The following is a 17,484-nucleotide window of genomic DNA, read 5'->3' as shown; positions in this document are numbered from 1 at the left end:
TCCCACCTTTGAACGGTGGGAACCCAAAAAATTAAGGTTGGGTCCCAGGGGTAGCCAGAGGTATCAAAGTCTGTTCACCTGGGAACCCAACCGGAATTTAACTCACCGCTACCGGACGGCTGGCAGAGGGACGGCGATCGATGACCAAATCAATCAGTCCGTAGTCCACAGACTCTTGGGCGGACATGAAAAAGTCCCGTTCTGTATCTTGTTCAATCCGCTCAAGGGGTTGACCTGTATGCTCCGAGAGCAAAGTATTCAGGCGTTTTTTGTGGTACAGAATTTCTTTGGCTTGGATTTCAATATCCGTCGCCTGCCCTTGAGCGCCCCCGAGGGGTTGATGAATCATGATCCGAGAATGGGGTAAGCTCATTCGCTTGCCTTTGGCACCGGCACTTAATAAGAAAGCACCCATGCTGGCGGCTAATCCCAGACAGATGGTAGAAACATCGGGGCGGATGTGGTTCATGGTGTCGAAAATTCCCATGCCTGCCGTCACCGATCCACCGGGGGAATTGATATAGAGGTAGATATCTTTTTCGGCGTCTTCGGCTTCTAGGAAGAGCAACTGGGCAACAATCAGGTTCGCTAGGTCTGCGTCCACCTGTTGTCCCAAAAAGACGATGCGATCGCGCAGGAGGCGAGAGTAGATATCAAAGGCGCGTTCACCACGCCCAGATTGTTCGATTACGGTTGGGATCATCTAGCTTGCCTGTTTACGTTACGTTTCTTAAATTTTACCTAAATCAGCCAGTATCCTCCCAGGTTGTCTGGATGTTTCTACTCTCGGACTGGGTTTAAAGTGCTCTGACGTAGGGTTCTGATGACTCAAGTTGATGTATCGCGCTGCTTTGCAGTCCCTCAGACCCTTGACCTAAATATGGAAAATTGGGCAAACCGTTCGGTTAGCCCTCCACTGTCTATTTGAGCAGTTCATGCTCATTCTACTAATTAATTTTTTAGTTCCAACGAGCACCACACTCCGACCGGATAGTACCTTGATCGGGTACGGTTTTCTCTCTGGACCCGATCGCCTTCCATCCGGTTTGATGGCGATCGCTCCATGAACAAGAGCAGCGTTAAAGGGCTGTTATGAGTTCTGTCATGAGGAATGGGAATGACCGAAAAAATGGAAAGATGCACCCTGTAATGAATTCCGGCGTTGCGCTGACTGATGAGCGCGAACCCCATAGACTCTCAGGAATTTTGGCTTCAAATTTGCGTCGGTTCGGGTCTGTGCTGATCTTGACCTGAGAACGATCGGCGCGATCGTCAATTGGGCGATCGGTTCGGTTCTTATCGTCCACTTCCCCGATGATCCGGTTCGTTTCCACGGGAGACATCCGCGCTGGCAATTTGGGCATTTGCACCAGAGTTATTTTCTTTTGAAGTAAGATATTCGACGCCTGAAAAATTGACATTAATCCCTAATAAAAGCAGGCCAAATAACACCAAGCATTTGTAGATGCTCATAGATAAATTCCTTTTTCGACTGTTATTTCTCTCTACGGAATCTCTACAAAACATCCGGCTAGTTTTAAAATTATTTGGGGTAGAACCCTCTCATATCTAAAGCTCCAAGATCCGGAACATTTCAAACCTCAAGTCGTCTTTTCCTTTATTCTTCAATCCTTCCAGCTCCGATTTAGCCCCAATCCGCTTGGCTGATAATCTCGTGCCGAAAACTTTGTAAAGATGGATACGAAAGTGCCTCGTTTCCCCATTGGGGTACAGAAATATTCCTTTGGGGATTAAAAAACAAAGTAACTCCCCACTCATTCAAAGGAAGTCGCCTCTCAGAATGTCGATCTGCCTCAAGTCAATCCCTCTAGCTTATTTTTAGCGAAAAACTTTTTTTAATAAACAGAAAAATTTAAGTTTAAAATATTATCAAATCCACAGTTTGCGCTTCGGTTGGTTTAAGCCCGTTGAAGATCTAAATCAAGCTTCTAAACCATCCCCTCAACCATACAATGTGAGATGGCTGGAAAAATAAATTTAATGAACGAACCTCAGCCAAGGCGATCGCCCTTGGGAGAGTCGAGGATTAAAGATCGCGGTTGGGTCCTCTAACTCTTCGAGTTCCAGTTTGTAGAAATTCGGGAAATTCCGCATCCCAACCGATGAAACGCTGCTGCTAAACAACACAGACTAAAAATTTTTATATCCGGATAAAAATCAGGGAAGGGTTCAGAACCCCCGGGATTTTCAATGGGATTAAAGACCAATCTTTGAGACCCGTAGACCGCAGAAAGTTGAACAAAGACCCACCCACAATCAGCAGACTGGGGGCAACGAAACAGGGACCTCTATCCGGTTCAATAGGGTCCCTCTCAGGAAGAAATGGCAGAGAATTTTTCCAGTCCCCTATCCCCTATCCCTCCTTCCGGAGAAAGTCTGTATCAATTCATGCAGCATACTGTCAAATGAAGCGTTAGCATGAGATAATTTATCACCAAATTCAGGTTTGAGATTAGAAAGTTTGTCTGCACTGCTCAAGAAATCGGAGTTTCCAGGGAATATCGTAAGGCTGGCGAATGGATTAACCGTGATTCACCAACATATCAGCGCTACACCCGTGGTTGTGGTTGATGTGTGGGTTAAAGCAGGTGCAATCCGGGAACCTGACACCTGGTCAGGAATGGCTCATTTCCTGGAACACATGATTTTCAAAGGGACCCTAATCCAGCCTCCGGGTGCCTTTGACTGTCTGATTGAAAATCGGGGTGGGATGACCAATGCCGCCACGAGTCATGACTATGCCCACTTTTTCATTACCGTTGCGGCACCCTATTTAAAAGAAAGTCTGCCTGCCTTGGCGGATCTATTGCTGCATCCGGCAATTCCCGATGATGAGTTTCTGCGGGAACGGGACGTGGTACTGGAAGAAATTCGCCAATCGGTGGATAATCCCGATTGGCTGGGGTTCCAAGCGATGATGGAGACGATTTATCAGCAGCATCCTTATCGACGCCCAGTCTTTGGCGAGGCGGAGATTTTGATGGATCGATCGCCTGAAGAAATGCGAATGTTCCATCGCTGCCACTACCAACCAGAAAATATGACCGTGGCGATCGTTGGCAACGTCACCTTAGCCGAAACCCTCGATTTAGTACAGGACGCCTTCAACAGCTTTCCCACCCCCCTAGACTGGGAAGACTGCAAACAAGAGGCCGAACCCCCCATGACTGAAATTCGGCGTCGGGAACTGTTCTTACCCCGTCTGGAAGTGGCGAGGTTAACCCTAGCTTGGACGGGACCGGGAGTCGAACAGCTACAGGATGCCTACGGTTTAGACTTGCTTGCCGTCGTCCTGGCAGAGGGGCGAAATTCCCGTCTAGTTCGAGAATTGCGGGAGATCCGGGGACTGGTTCACGGCATCGGCAGCGATTTTTCCCTCCAACGGGATTCCAGCTTGTTTACAATTGGGGCATGGCTCGATCCCAAACACCTGGATCTGGTGGAAAATGTGATTCTCGATCGCATCGAGGAGTTACAGGCTCAACCCATTAATCCGGCGGAACTGGCCCGCGCTCAACGCCTGCTCTGTAATGATTATGCCTTTTCCACCGAAACCCCGTCTCAACTGGCTGGGTTGTATGGTTACTATCAAACCATTGCCGAGGCTCCGGCTGCGGTGGCCTATCCGGATTGCATTCAATCCTATAATGCGGCAGACTTGCAACGGGTAGCCAATAATTATTTATGCCCGAAATATTACGCAGTCACAGAACTCAAACCGCTAGACTGAGTTAAACTCCAGACGAATACAAGGAACCTAATTTTCGTGACACAGAACGTGACGCAATCGCTACAGAAGACAATCCATCGCACGGTTTTGGACAATGGCATGGTGGTGATTGCCGTGGAAAATCCCGCTGCTGATATCATTGCTGCCCGGATTTTTATCAATGCCGGGAGTTCATGGGAGTCCCCAACTCAGGCGGGATTGTCGCATCTGCTGTCTGCGGTGTTGACGAAGGGGACCGAAGGGCGATCGTCCCTAGAAATTGCTGAATTGGTGGAGTCGGTGGGGGCGACCCTGAGCACGGATACGACGCCAGATTATTTTTTGCTGAGTTTGAAAACGGTTTCGGGTGATTTCCCGGAATTGTTGCGGCTGTCTTCTGAACTGTTGCGATCGCCCACTTTTCCCGAGTCTGAGGTGGAACTGGAACGCCGTCTAACTCTGCAAGGAATTCGCTCTCAGCAGGAACAACCGTTTACCATTGGCTATGACCAAATGCGGCGAGCCATGTACCCGGATCACCCCTACGCTCATTCAGTTCTGGGAACGGAAAGCACGGTCTCTCAGTTGACTCGGGAAGATTTAGAAACCTATCATCAGACCTATTTTCGCCCCGATCGCATCGTGATTAGTCTCACGGGTCGAATTACACCGTTAGAAGCAACGGCGTTGGTTGAATCGGTCTTTGGGGATTGGCAGGCCCCTGCTGTTGCTGTGTCCCCCTTGGAATTACCCCGGTTAAAACCTAATCCCCGCTTTCTGAGTTCCATCCAGGATACTCAACAGTCCATCGTGATGGCAGGGTATCTGGGTCCTTCCGTGGTAGGAAATGACTCCTTGAATCCTAACCCGAGGGATTATGCCATCCTCAAGTTACTGAATACCTATTTGGGAAATGGGTTATCCAGTCGGTTATTTGTGGAACTTCGGGAAAAACGGGGTTTAGCTTATGATGTTTCGGCATTCTACCCGACTCGTCTGCGGGAAGCGGCGTTTGTGGTTTATATGGGGACGGCTCATGAAAATACGGCGATCGCCTTAAAATGTCTCCAAACTGAAGTAGAGCGTCTGAGCAATACCATCCTGGAGGAGGACGAGTTACAATCGGCCAAAAATAAGCTCCTCGGTCAATATGCTCTCGGCAAGCAAACCAACGCTCAAATCGCTCAAGTCTTTGGCTGGTATGAAATCTTGGGTCTTGGCATTGAGTTTGATACCCGCTTCACCGAAGAGGTGGCCGGAATTTCTCCAGAGGAGGCCCAGGAAGCTGCCAGTCGCTATCTGACTCAAGCTTACATCTCTCTGGTCGGACCCTCAGAGGCGATCGCGCCGTTATGTGAATCGGTTGCCTATTAATCTGTAGCTCTGTCTATAAGGTACTTGCAGCAAAATGACTCGGCGAAGGAGTCACTACGAAAGTTTGTATTAACCCCTTAAGGGGTAGCCCTGTCAAGGTGTATTTGTAGGGGCGTATTGCATACGCCCTCTCATCTATGCAATACGCCCCTACAAGAAACTCCGGATGAGGCGGAATTGAATTTACGGATAAAGAGGGCGTATGCAATACGCCCCTACAAGAAACAAGGATGAGGCGGGATTCAATTTACGGATAAAGAGGGCGTATGCAATACGCCCCTACAAGAAACAAGGATGAGGCGGGATTCAATTTACCACCTTGACAGCGGCTAAAATCAGCAATAAGTTAGTCGAGTAGGAGGCTAGAGACATTGACAGAGGTTGTATTTAATCCAATGAGCTGGATCCGTTCCACCGCCCAGCTCATGGTATGCAGTTTATCTCTGGTTTTGAGTTCGGTGCCGATCGCCGCGATCGCCCAGCCGACCCCTTTCGTACAGCGATCGACCTTACAACAGGGCACCCGAGGTCAAGAAGTCACGGAACTGCAAGCGGTCCTCAAACTGATGGGATTTTACACCGGACCTGTGGATGGCATTTATAGCGAAGGCACAGTAAGAGCCGTTTCCTCGTTTCAGCAGGCAGCCGGGTTAACCCCCGATGGAATTGTCGGAGAGGGAACCTGGAATCGCCTCTTTCCGCCCTCCCCCGGTGCAGTTGTCTCCGGTGTGGTTAATCCCTCGTCCGTTCCGTTTATGCAATCCTCCCGTCCCATCCTGCGACAAGGCATGGAAAGTGATTGGGTAGCGCAACTCCAACAGCGTCTCAATCAACTGGGCTTTTTTGAAGGGTCCCCCACCGGCGTCTTCGGCCCTCGAACCGATGCCTCTGTCCGAGAATTGCAACGCCGCTACAATTTAGAACCCGATGGCATCGTCGGCCCTTCCACTTGGTCCATTCTGTTTCCTTAACTTCCTCTGTGGTTCCCTCGCCTTGACCTGGCGAGGGCTTTCGGAAGGGTGTCTATAGCAATCCTAAATCAGTTGTGACATTTTCTTCTCCCCTCTCCCGTTCTGGGCCGCCAACGGTTGGGGGCCGCCATCGTCTTCCACAATTGAGTTAGGACTACTATATTCAAGTAATTATGCTTATCAAAACGCTTATTTTTGGCAAATTGCTAACAAATGTAACAGCAAATATTTCAGGAAGTAAATCTCTGTAAAGTTTGTTAAACAAAGGGTTGCACTCTCAAAAATTTGTGGTAGTTTATAAATATGACGCGAGCAAGAACTAAAACTTCAACGCCAAACGAATTGTTTAGATTAGAGTTTTGCGTCATCCCGCTCTAATCTGCCCGTAGTAAAGCAGCGGCGAGCATCCCAACAAAAAGGTGGTGCTTCTGTCTAAGAAAAGTTAGAACTAGAAGCCAAAACTTTGAGTCTGGTATAGACTGAGTGGATGCCAACACCCAAAACTAACTGCGTGTTGTTTGTAAACCTTAGTAATCGTTAACTCCACCGTAAATTAACCTGAAAATTAATCTCATCAACTTACCGATTAAAAGGGTCTTGTCGCCTCCGACGAGACCCTTTTAATTTTGTCATGGGTCATGGGTCATTGGTCGTTGGTCATTGTTGATGACAAATGACCAATGACAACCAACAAATGACCAATAACCAATGATCCGAAGATTAACTCCCCGTAACTAAAGCCGGCATTTCCCCACAAATCCCTGCTTGTTTGAGGCGATCGAGGGCAACAGCGAGGCGATCGCAATCCTGAATTAAACTAATCCGGACATACCCTTCACCGCCGGATCCAAACGCATTCCCCGGCGTTAACACCACCCCGGTTTTATCCAACACCGACTCGATAAACTCTTCGGAACTATTGCCAAAAGGACATTTCGCCCAAACATAGAACGTCGCTTCAGGATTTTTAACACTCCATCCCAGTTCACGCAACCCACGCACCACCAAATCCCGACGAGTATAATATCGTGCCTGCACCTCGTGGATATAAACATCGGGCAATTGTAGCGCTGCTGCTGCTGCCGCTTGCACCACCGCAAACATCCCATAATCCATATTGGTTTTTAACCGGCGTAAATTCTTAATGACTTCAGAATTGCCCACCGCAAAACCCACCCGCCATCCTGCCATATTGTAGGTTTTGGAGAGGGTATGAAACTCCACCCCAATCTCTTTGGCACCGGGAATTTCTAACAAGCTCGTCGGATGATAGCCATCGTAGGCTAATTCCGCGTAGCACATATCATGCACCAGCAAGATTTCATGGCGACGTGCAAACGCAACAACTTCCTCGAAAAATTCCCGAGGTGCCGTGGCAGTGGTGGGGTTGTTGGGATAGTTGAAATAGAGAATTTTAGCCCGTTTTGCCACCTCGTCAGGAATGGCAGCCAGATCAATCAACCAATCGTTTTTCTCGGAAAGAACAATTTCGTGAATCTGACCCCCGGCAATTAAGGGACCCCGGAAATGGGCAGGGTAACCGGGACTGGGGACTAAAATCAAGTCCCCGGGATTGACATAAGCGAGGGCAAAGTGAGTCAGTCCCTCTTTGGAACCCAGAACCGGCAACGCTTCAGTTCCCGGATCTAAGGATACATCGTAGCGACGGTTGTACCATTCACAGATGGCTTGACGGAAACTCTCAGTGCCACCAACGGGAGGATAGCCGTGAGTCTTACTATCTTGCAAGGCAGCGATCGCGGTTTCCACCACAGCAACGGGGGTGGGTCCATCGGGGTTGCCCATGCCTAAATCGATTAAGTCAATTCCTTGCGATCGCGCCCCGGCTTTTAGTTCATCAAGACGCGCAAACACATAAGCCGGAAGTTGCTGCAAACGTTGAGCCGGTTGGATCCAATCTAAAGTCATGGGCGTTGTGCGCGGAAAAACCGCGATCTCCTTTTGCAAAAAAAACTACAAATAGACATTTAATCGCCAAAAGGTCACCAGGGATACAGAATTTAAAAAATAAACCGTCTATCCCGATGGACCTAGGTTGAGGATTGGCAGTTCTCTCCATCCAATTCCGTTAGACAGTGCCTGCGTCAAGGACTTCTGAGGTTTCTTTGACGACTCCCCCGAGATCTACCCCGGTTCGCCGAGATTCTACGGGTGCCGTTGTGGAAACCATTGCTGCCATCAGTTGTTCCGGTACCACGGTGAAAGGCAGCCGATGAATGTCTGAATTCGGTGCACAAGCAATTTCAGCCGCATGGTACAGTTCGCCTAAAGTGACCGTTTCTAAGCCTAAATCCTTTAAGGTTTGGGGGAGCCCCATCTCGGAATAGAACTTTAAGAGTTGCTGCCTTGCACTGGCGGCTAATTGGTTCCCTTGGAGCATTTCTTCCAGGCGCAGTTGCACCAAAATGCCATAGGCGACTTTTTCCCCATGTAGGGTATCATGAGCGGCTAACAGGTGGGTTAAGCCATTATGAACCGCATGAGCGGCAACGGTGCGGCATTGAGCGCCCCCGAGTCCCCCGATGACTCCGGCGAGTAACACAGTGGCATCGACGACTTCCTGCCAGACTTCTCCGCCAGGGGAGGCGATCGCTTGGGCGGATTTTTGGAACAACAAATCCCGCAATACCCGGGCTTGTTGGACGGCGGCGATCATCAGAGTTTGGTCGGAATGTCCGCTACTGACTGAGGCTTCATACCATTTGGCGATCGCATCCCCAATTCCGGCGACTAAGGTGCGCTGTGGCGCAGTTTGAACCAAGTCGTAATCGAGAATCAGGACATCGGGACATTTGGGGAGGGGGACATCGTAGAGAAATGCACCCCGATCAGAATAAATATTGGATAAGGCAGTCCAGGCAGCACAGGTAGCGGCAGAGGTGGGAATGGTGATAATCGGCAATCCACAGCGATAGGCTAAAAGTTTGGCTGCATCGAGGGATTTACCGCCCCCAGTTCCGATAATCAGATCCGCTTGATGGGTGGCAACGGCTTCTTGCAGTCGGGTGAGACTAGCTTCGCTACAGTCGGGACTATAGGAGGCAGTGGCGATCGCCAGTTGATATTGGGCAATGGCAGGTTGTAACCGTTCAGTCAGCAGTTGATTAGAGCAGCCGCCCCCCACAATCAAGGGACGATGCCCTAATCTGGCGATCACCGCGCCGGATTGTTCCAAACAGCCGCGCGATCGAATCACTTGGGCGGGTGCGACATTAAGCATCGGCAGTACAGCAGTTGGATTCGAGTTCGGTGTCGAGGAAGCCAAATTCTGATGGGGCATACAGTTCTACAGAGGTGTTGCTTTTCCTGGGATGAGTATTTATAACTCTACTGTATTCGGGGATTCCCGATTGTGGCGGGGATTTTATGTAAATTTCGGGATTGCGCCTTGAAGGTCCCAGGGTGGATAACCTCTGGGATATCTTAATTTTAAGGGGTTTAACCTTAAACCTGCACGCCAGGTTGAGTCATTGTCAGGGAAACTTGTGCTTAAAACAATACCTTCGCCAAAAAAAGGGAGGGCCAACGTAGTCCAGTTGTTGTTTACCACAATTACATAAGACATTTACATTAGACCTCTTGCACAATACGGGAGAGATCCCCCCAACCCCCCTGATTATCCCCCTCCCGTCCCCCTTAAGAAGGGGGACGGGAGGGGGATAAATGTTTAGTTCCACCGGGGGCTTTTTAGAATTTTCCAAGAAGTCTATTTTTTTTCTTGATTCGCGAAGACCAAAAACAAGCGGCGCGATCGCAAGTGGAGGCGAAGTGAATCGATGGGTTGGAGAGTGCCAACCTATTGAGATGAATCTCAATAGGTTGGCATTGGTCAAATGACAAATGACAAATGACAAATGACCAATGACCGATGACAAAATTTTTCATTCAACACGATCGCCTCTTGCTACGACCAGAAAGGCGATCGCACCTCCAATCCTTTAACTATCCGGATCCACTCCCAAATCCCGCAACCGTTGCGCCAGTCGTTCGGCACGTTGACGCTCTTGTTCGGCGCGTTCCTCGGGCCATAGGAGCAGTTCTCCTTCGGCATTCCACCAGCGCAACCAATAGCCGGTACGGTTAGCGCGCTTTCCCTGCCAGACTCCTAAAAAGAGTTCTAATCCGGGAATCCAATATCGACCCTCTACATTGGTCGTCTGGATTTGGTAGCGATCGCTCTCTAATTGATAGACTTCTAAAGTTGCGGTTTGAGCTTTGAAAATCGCATAAATGGGTACCTTCACCACCCGCTCGTAAAAATACCACTTCCCGATGCGCTGTTGAAACTCCACCGAGTATTCTTCGCCGTAGGTATCGGATAGAAATTCCATCACGACTAACGGAACTGGCCCTTCGGTGTGGGGAGTGTAGCTGCGACGAGGATAGGGATGCGGCCAAGGTTCTATCGGACGGACATACATCCAATCGGGTGCTTTGACAATGGTGCGATTATTAATTTCGGCACACAGGGCAAAATTTGCGACAATTAAAGCCTCTTCTGCTAATGCAGAAGGAAGGGCTTGACTTAGAGCATTTGCTAATAAAGGATGTTCTGTATTTTCCACTGGATCGTCAGGCAGTACAAAGTCATCGGGCAGTTTAGGCCAGGTAATTTTTATCTCAGAAACTGGGGTTTGAGGTATGACAGACATTATGCAACCTCGCATGACCGTTAATAGGGAATTTGCTGTTATTCTATCGGATAGAAGCTGGCGATCGCATCCCCGACGGATTTAACCTCGACTGATGCTCTTTGCCATCTGTGCTACAATTCCACCAGCAAATCCGGCTTTTGACACCCTTTCCTTAAAAATTGAGCATCCACAGGATTGGCATCCATGAAACAAGAAAGTCCGTTGTTGCGCGAGTGCCTAGACCATCTGAATGCTTTACCGGATATTGAGGCAACAAACGGCGATCGCAACTGTATTACCCTCCGCAACCGCGATAAATCGGTAGATTATGCTTACAAAATTCAGCCAGATGTTACCGGCACTACGGCTGAACTCATTATCCCTTATTTTCAACGGTTTGAACGAAATAACGGAGAAAAAATTCTCCTCCTTACTCGCTACTTATCCAACCCCGCTATCGATATTTTGCTGGAAAAAAAGATAGAGTTTATTGATACAGCAGGTAATATTTATCTCGATAATTCAGCCGCTTATATTCTGATTCGCGGTCAGCGTCGGCCAAAGGGTTCCCCTTTGTCTCGTTCCAAAATCACCGTTACGACTTTTCAACTCATCTATATTTTATTAAAAAATCCCCACATTTTGCAGGCAACGGTGGGCGATATCGCTGCTGCTGCTGGTATTACATCCTCAACGGTGAGTCGGGGTCTTCCGGATTTATATGAGTTAGGCTATTTACAACGGCAACGAGATGGAAACTATCGAATTATTAACTATCCCAAACTTTTAGAGCGGTGGGAAATGGGCTACGCTGAAAGTCTTCGCCCCAAACTGATAGTGGAAGCTTTTACCCCTGTAGGAGAGGGGAGTTTTTCAGATGTGGCCGAGCGTCTTATGGAAGGAGCGGAAGAGGGTAAATTTTTGTTAGGCGGAGAACTGGGGGCAGCGATCGCAACGGATTATCTTCGTCCCCAAAGCGCTACATTGCATTTAGTTGAGACTGCTCCTCAGACCTCTGTGAAATTACAAGCGATGGCAATTGCTGCGAAAATGAGGCTTAAGCCTAGTCCAAAAGGAAACATTGTCTTTGTTCAGCAATTTGGTACGCAGAATACCTGGAGTGAGGATGGAATGGAAACCCTCGCGGATCCATTGCTGCTTCATGCAGAGTTGCTGTTAATTCCGGATGAGCGAGTGCAAGAAACTGCCGATCGCCTTTACAAGCACTATCTTTCTAGGAAAGATGAAAATGCTTGACCCAAAAGAAAAACAGGTTTTAGTCGAGCTCAAGGCTGTACTAGATTCTCTAGTTGAAACTTGTAGGGTGGGCATTGCCCACCTCCATTCTGTGGGCAATGCCCACCCTACAATTGCTCAACTTGTTTTTAAAGACCTATTCCAACCGCATTCCGTATAAGAGGTCAGGGACCCTGAAATTGGCGAAGGTATTGAAGCGGAAGTTTTAATTCCATTAGAAATATAGAAAAATTGAGAAGACAGAACCCTAGGATTCTATCTTCTCAATTTTCAATTTTCAATTTTCAATTCTCAATTGTTTAGGCGTCTTTGGCTGCTGGTTTGAGTTTAGACAGTTCCGAGAATTGATCGGCGTAGATTTCGATTTCAAGGTTTTCATCATCGCGAACCGCGAGCGATCGCTTCACTTGACCCAAAAACAAGGGTTTAGACAGTCCCGGTTCGGGATGGACAATCGTGCGGGCGCGGATGGTTAATTGGTTTTCTCCACCGGCACCAAACCGACCCTGAGAAAACAAATCATTGGCGGCTTGACGCAGGGTTAATTCTAGTTCAGACTCGGTGATAGTTGGCGGTAAAGCAATCACGGTTTGAGTCGCGCCATTGTCGTAGACCCTAGAGTAATGGACGGCACCCGGGACTTGGACCCGAGTCAGAGGGACCAAGCTCAGGGCAAATAAACCGCCGGTGAGGACTCCCATAAAGCCGGTAATTCCTACCAAGCGAAAGCGGATTCCCCATTTGAAGAGAAATCCTAATAGACTCAGGACTCCACTAACCAGGGTGAGGATGCCTGCCCACTTAAAAGCTACGAAAAATTCTGCGGTTGTTAGCATATTGGTTTCTGGTGTAATTGAGGAGTAGTTCGGGTGAGTGCCATTCAGATTTAAGATTCCGCTTCATTACTGACAAAGCTATCGGAGTCAGGGTTCGCTGATTCGATCGCCGCTTTTAGAGTATGCCAGCAAAGGTTGGCGCATTTGATGCGAACGGGAAATTGGGCGACCCCTTGCATGACATTGAGCTTGCGCTGTTCTTTCGGAAATTCCGCCTCGCCTTTCATCATGGTTTGAAAGCGCTGTACCATTTCCAAGGCTTCATCGGTGGATTTGCCGCGCAACGCTTCTGCCATCAGGTCAACGGATGCCATTGAGATGGCGCAACCTTCCCCGTCAAATTTTACCTCTTCAATGCGATCGCCCGCCTCATTCAGCCGCAATGTCAGTTCGATGGTATCGCCACAGGAGGGGTTATGCCCTCGCTGTCGGCGATGCACCGGATCGGTGACCCCCCGATATTTGGGAGTCTTGTAACGCTCCAGAATGACTTGCTGGTAGAGGTCGCGCAGATTGCTCAGAGACATGGTGGTAATCCGTGAGAACTTAAATGAATCTTTAGTTTAGATCCTATCAGCACTAGCTCCCTTTGTCGTCGGTTAGGGGTTATGGGTTCTTGAGAATCATCATCAAAGCTCTGGGCTTCCCCTGAAACTCACGATCCGACTCTAAATTGCCAAGTCTAAAGGTAAATCACTAATATCGCGCAAACGCTTACCCTCGACCAAAATTCTTAACATTTCAGTGGCATCTTCCCATCCTCCTTCTTGAACGGCTGCTATGAGTTCATAAAGGGCAAAATGATAAACGCAGTCAATATCTCCCGTCCCCAAGGCGATGGAAGCCAGACGGCTAGGGAGGGGTTCTGCGGTCACTACAACAATATGAGGCGATCGCCCCTTCCGATTCCGAATTAAATTGAGTGCTTCCGTTCGCGAATTTTGACTTCTATCACTGCGAATTGTCCACTTACAAGAAATACTCCCATGGAGAATAGGCCGGTTTTGATTTTTGGCTCGTAGACTGGCATAAGTAACCGATTCATCATCTACTAATAAAGTCTGGGCATTAAGGTTTGAATCCGGTTCTGGCCAGCGAAACATGACAATATCTGGGGTGATCATATAGTCATTCCCCAAAGATGCTGCTAATTGGGGATTGGCTCGCGCTGCCTGATCGAGTATCAGTAAATGAGCGTATTGTTCAAATTGGGAGAGAAATAGCTTTTCTCGTTTTTTCACTGTCTGAATTTTCCAGTTTCCGGGTCTCAAGTCAGCAATTTGAGTAAAACTTTCAGCGAGAAACTCTAACACTAAGTCCTCAAAAACCTTGCCCGAAGTTTGCCCGGAAATATGACCGATGCCCATTTCTCCTTCAAGTTTAGTGACAATTCGTTGAGAGATGTCACAGCTTAGTCTACTATGTTTATCCGCAAAACTGGGAACGCTATTGTCCCTCAATCGCAATAAACTGGTCAAGATTCCCAGATGAAACGTTTTTCTAGCTTGGGAAAAATAAGCACTCATGTTACATACACCTCAGAGATCTACTAGCATGGGGTTTCCCCCGCCAAAAGTAAGGCATAGACACATTCGGCAATTTTGGCAGCTAATAAGGGTGGCACTGCATTGCCAATTTGTTTGGCAATTTCACTTTTACTCCCACAAAACTGAAAGTTATCTGGAAAAGATTGTAATCGCGCCGCTTCGCGATGGGTCAGGGGGCGATGTTGTTCAGGATGTAAATATCGCCCTTTTTCGGGTTTAAAAAATTCTGTTCTAATGGTCACTGAGGGTTTATCCCACCATAACCGGCCAAATAGATCTGTCCCTCCAGATTTTTTTCTAATCCAACAGGGCGGAGTTAATTCGGGTGCGATCCGTTGTAAATCAAAGCGATTCATCCCTTCTTGGGGAATTGCTTGATATCGCGCTAAACTTAACGGGGTAGGATTTCGACCAAACTGCAAATTTAAGGGTGGAATTTCCCCAATTTCTGTACTTTCTGGCGCGGGTAAATCGGCGATCGCATCTCTAACGGTTCGCCAAGGTTTTGGGTTTGCAATATATCCATTATCTCCATTTAATCCGCCTAATAATGCACCCTGGTCTGGATTATAGTGAGTTTTTTTTGGAGGAAATACGGTCTTTGGATCGGCAAAACGCGATCCGATGATAAATCCTCTCCAGCGAACCTGGGGGACGCCATAATCGGCAGCGCACAACTTAGAACAGGCTAATTTATAGCCTAATTTTTTTGCTATCCTAATGATCTGCTCATATTCTTCTGACCCGAATAATTGAGGCACGTTTTCTAAAACAAATATTTTAGCATTTGCCCGCTCAATTCCTTCAAAAAATGGTTTCCATAATTGTTTCCTAGAATCGCTATTTCTATTTTTATTGAGCAGGCTAAATCCTTGACAGGGGGGACCTCCAATCACTACATCGGCTTCCGGCATTCTGAGGTCGGAATCTTTGAAGACCTCTAAAATATCGCCTAAAACACAATGACTCCCAAAATTCCTCCGATAAGTTGCCACTGCATCTTTATTACAGTCATTTGCCCAAATCGGTTGAAAAGAGTTATTGCCAATTGTTGTAAACCCCAGGGTCAATCCCCCGGCACCAGCAAATAAGTCTATCAATTTAAAGGGGGGAATATTTACATGGCAATCCCTTTCAGATTCTCGAAGTTTCATGATTATTATTTATTTATCATTAATCATTGATATTTATAAGGATTTATTGTGGAATGATTCAAGGATTCCCAAAATTTTGGAGGATTGAGGGCGCAGTTAACATGGCATTAGGACAATTGGCAATGCGGTTCCACCCCCTGTTGCCTATCGAGTGGCGGAATCGGTACAAATGGCTATTAAAACTGATATAAATTAAGGACACGGCAGCAGCCGTGTCCTGATGATGCAAACTCAGAAATCGGGGAAATTTATCCCGCAATTCTGAGCAGTTCTACATCAAAAATTAAGGTAGCATTGGGGGGAATAACGCCACCGGCACCGCGTGCACCGTAGCCTAATTCTGGGGGAATCACTAATTCGCGACGTCCGCCCACTTGCATGGTGGAGAGACCTTCGTCCCAACCTTTGATAACTTGACCGACTCCGAGTTTGAAGGAAAATGGCTGATTACGATCGCGGGAACTGTCAAATTTCGTGCCATCTTCTAAAGTTCCGGTGTAGTGAACTACAACGGTTTGACCCGGTTGAGGGGTTGCGCCGGTTCCCTCGGCGATTTCCGTGTATTTCAGACCCGAAGGTGTTGTTACCATAGTTGTCGTTGTCTCCTCTTGTGTGGTGTCAGCACTGGCGATTTGCGTCTGAGCGGTCAACCTTTGCGCCAGCAGGGATTTGCTGGGCGTTGGTACTTCAGTTTTTGTTTGAGTCGGCTGAATGTTGGACGCGATCGCCTGACTTGAGCGATCGGTAAACTGAGCGACCACCAGCACCAAAACGCAGGCCAGCATCACCCCAAAGCTGATTAAAATTTCTCGCAAAATCAGTCCTCCTGAGTAGCCTGTAATGACTCCAATCGTTGGGCTAGAAATTGACCACCCAGCGATTGTAGCCCGATCCCTACTCTAACGCCAAATGTCCCCCGGGTCGTCCCGGATTTCTGAATTGAGTATCGGACGATTGGAGTCAACCCCCTTACCGCCACTGCTTATTTTCCAAGTCGCGAATTTGACGTTCTAGGCGATCGAGGCGTCCTCTGAGTTCGTCCATCTCCGCTTGGCGCGGCACTCCCAAGTCTTGCATGACGTTGCGGATCTGGCGCTGCACCTGGGTTTCAAAGTTCCCCTGTTCCGATTTCATCTGCTGCATGAGATCGTCTACAAAATGTTTCGCTTGGTCAGGATTGAGTTTGCCGTCCTGGACCCACTGGTCGCTGACCTCTTTAATTTTCTCGGCGACTAGAGAGGTTGTCCCAATGCCGATTAATAGCAGTTGCTTGAGCAGATTATTCGCATCCATATTGTTTTATTGTTTTCCTCTGACTGGGGTTATGAAAATATCATCTACGATAGCGCGGGCCTTCCAAAGGGTGCGATCGCTGTCTCTATTTTGGCCCACTCTTCTATTTTGGGATATCCTATCCTGATTCTGCGGCTGTTCTACCTCTTATGTTGTAGGGTTTCCATTCTGAGGCCGACTGCCCTTAGCCCAGATACTTAGGGTAGGATGAAACAAAGGGCTGCTCTATGAGTGAGGAAACCCGCACTCGTTGGCGATCGCCCCCTGCCGGATCCCACCCCCGTTTGCCATCATGTCTGACTGTCCCCGGTGCCATCAATCTGTTGATGACCAAGCTGTCAAATGTCCTTACTGCCAAACCCCACTCAAAGGATTTGGTCACCCGGGTATTCCCCTGCATCAGGCCAACTCAGAAGCATTTTTATGCCAGAGTTGCACTTACCATGAGGACGATACCTGCAACTATCCCCAGCGACCCTACGCCAAAACCTGTACGCTTTATCACGATAAATCTCAACCCCTGGTCCCGGTGATTCAAACCCCCTATGCTCAATCGGGGTCCTTGGGTGGCCTGAATCGATGGGTAAAGAGACATCCCGGGTCGATCGCCCTGGTGGCGATCGCCCTGATTAGTCTGTTTTTAGCCCTGCGCTAACCGCACCGACCC

General features: G+C 48.3%; 16 protein-coding genes. 5 read left to right on the top strand and 11 right to left on the bottom strand.

Features of this window, described 5'->3' with window-relative positions; genetic code table 11:
• Positions 1-97: 97 nt before the first annotated feature.
• Positions 98-703, bottom strand: coding sequence for an ATP-dependent Clp endopeptidase proteolytic subunit ClpP (clpP, locus tag NG833_RS15160; RefSeq protein WP_254566118.1), 606 nt, complete (start codon positions 701-703; stop codon positions 98-100).
• Positions 704-1,296: 593 nt separating this feature from the next.
• Positions 1,297-1,473, bottom strand: coding sequence for a hypothetical protein (locus tag NG833_RS15155; protein WP_254566117.1), 177 nt, complete (start codon positions 1,471-1,473; stop codon positions 1,297-1,299).
• A 1,009-nt stretch (positions 1,474-2,482) separates the two neighbouring features.
• On the opposite strand from NG833_RS15155, the gene NG833_RS15150 reads away from it, so the two are divergent.
• From NG833_RS15150 to NG833_RS15140, 3 genes are all read left to right on the top strand, one after another.
• Positions 2,483-3,751, top strand: coding sequence for a pitrilysin family protein (locus NG833_RS15150; RefSeq protein ID WP_254566116.1), 1,269 nt, complete (start codon positions 2,483-2,485; stop codon positions 3,749-3,751).
• Between the two features lie 36 nt (positions 3,752-3,787).
• On the top strand, positions 3,788-5,104 hold the full coding sequence (locus NG833_RS15145; RefSeq protein ID WP_254566115.1) for a pitrilysin family protein: 1,317 nt from the start codon (positions 3,788-3,790) through the stop codon (positions 5,102-5,104).
• A 395-nt stretch (positions 5,105-5,499) separates the two neighbouring features.
• Positions 5,500-6,075 (top strand): peptidoglycan-binding protein, encoded by a 576-nt coding sequence (locus NG833_RS15140; protein ID WP_254566114.1) that lies wholly within the window; start codon positions 5,500-5,502, stop codon positions 6,073-6,075.
• 720 nt (positions 6,076-6,795) lie between these two features.
• On the opposite strand, the gene NG833_RS15135 is transcribed toward NG833_RS15140, so the two are convergent.
• The 3 genes from NG833_RS15135 to NG833_RS15125 form a co-directional block, all read right to left on the bottom strand.
• Positions 6,796-8,004 carry an aspartate aminotransferase gene (locus NG833_RS15135; protein WP_254566113.1) on the bottom strand — a complete coding sequence of 403 codons (1,209 nt, stop codon included), beginning with the start codon at positions 8,002-8,004 and terminating at the stop codon, positions 6,796-6,798.
• A gap of 160 nt (positions 8,005-8,164) precedes the next feature.
• Positions 8,165-9,376 carry an iron-containing alcohol dehydrogenase family protein gene (locus tag NG833_RS15130; protein WP_254566112.1) on the bottom strand — a complete coding sequence of 404 codons (1,212 nt, stop codon included), beginning with the start codon at positions 9,374-9,376 and terminating at the stop codon, positions 8,165-8,167.
• Between the two features lie 658 nt (positions 9,377-10,034).
• On the bottom strand, positions 10,035-10,748 hold the full coding sequence (locus NG833_RS15125; RefSeq protein WP_254566111.1) for a Uma2 family endonuclease: 714 nt from the start codon (positions 10,746-10,748) through the stop codon (positions 10,035-10,037).
• Between the two features lie 186 nt (positions 10,749-10,934).
• Between NG833_RS15125 and NG833_RS15120 the strand changes: the two genes are divergently transcribed.
• Complete coding sequence (locus NG833_RS15120) at positions 10,935-11,987, top strand: type IV toxin-antitoxin system AbiEi family antitoxin (RefSeq protein ID WP_254566110.1); 1,053 nt, start codon at positions 10,935-10,937, stop codon at positions 11,985-11,987.
• A 299-nt stretch (positions 11,988-12,286) separates the two neighbouring features.
• Here NG833_RS15120 and NG833_RS15115 read toward each other — a convergent pair whose 3' ends face one another.
• From NG833_RS15115 to NG833_RS15090, 6 genes are all read right to left on the bottom strand, one after another.
• Positions 12,287-12,823, bottom strand: coding sequence for a Ycf51 family protein (locus NG833_RS15115; RefSeq protein ID WP_254566109.1), 537 nt, complete (start codon positions 12,821-12,823; stop codon positions 12,287-12,289).
• 50 nt (positions 12,824-12,873) lie between these two features.
• The gene (gene sufU / locus NG833_RS15110) at positions 12,874-13,350 is read right to left on the bottom strand and encodes a Fe-S cluster assembly sulfur transfer protein SufU (protein WP_254566108.1); all 477 of its coding nucleotides are present in this window, start codon (positions 13,348-13,350) and stop codon (positions 12,874-12,876) included.
• 141 nt (positions 13,351-13,491) lie between these two features.
• Positions 13,492-14,349: an NgoMIV family type II restriction endonuclease gene (locus tag NG833_RS15105; protein WP_254566107.1), complete on the bottom strand. Its 858-nt coding sequence runs from the start codon at positions 14,347-14,349 to the stop codon at positions 13,492-13,494.
• Between the two features lie 23 nt (positions 14,350-14,372).
• Entirely contained in the window at positions 14,373-15,524 is a 1,152-nt protein-coding gene (locus NG833_RS15100; RefSeq protein ID WP_254566106.1) for a DNA cytosine methyltransferase, read from the bottom strand.
• Between the two features lie 248 nt (positions 15,525-15,772).
• The gene (locus NG833_RS15095; RefSeq protein ID WP_254566105.1) at positions 15,773-16,339 is read right to left on the bottom strand and encodes an FKBP-type peptidyl-prolyl cis-trans isomerase; all 567 of its coding nucleotides are present in this window, start codon (positions 16,337-16,339) and stop codon (positions 15,773-15,775) included.
• 154 nt (positions 16,340-16,493) lie between these two features.
• A complete protein-coding gene (locus NG833_RS15090; RefSeq protein WP_015149625.1) occupies positions 16,494-16,817 on the bottom strand; it encodes a phasin family protein in 324 nt (107 codons plus the stop codon).
• Between the two features lie 292 nt (positions 16,818-17,109).
• Here NG833_RS15090 and NG833_RS15085 point away from each other — a divergent pair, with 292 nt between their 5' ends.
• A complete protein-coding gene (locus NG833_RS15085; protein ID WP_254566104.1) occupies positions 17,110-17,472 on the top strand; it encodes a zinc ribbon domain-containing protein in 363 nt (120 codons plus the stop codon).
• Positions 17,473-17,484 lie beyond the last annotated feature (12 nt).

Source organism: Oscillatoria sp. HE19RPO, from assembly GCF_024220515.1.
Classification (GTDB): Bacteria; Cyanobacteriota; Cyanobacteriia; order Cyanobacteriales; family Laspinemataceae; genus Laspinema.
This window is presented reverse-complemented; position numbering and strand designations above follow the sequence as displayed.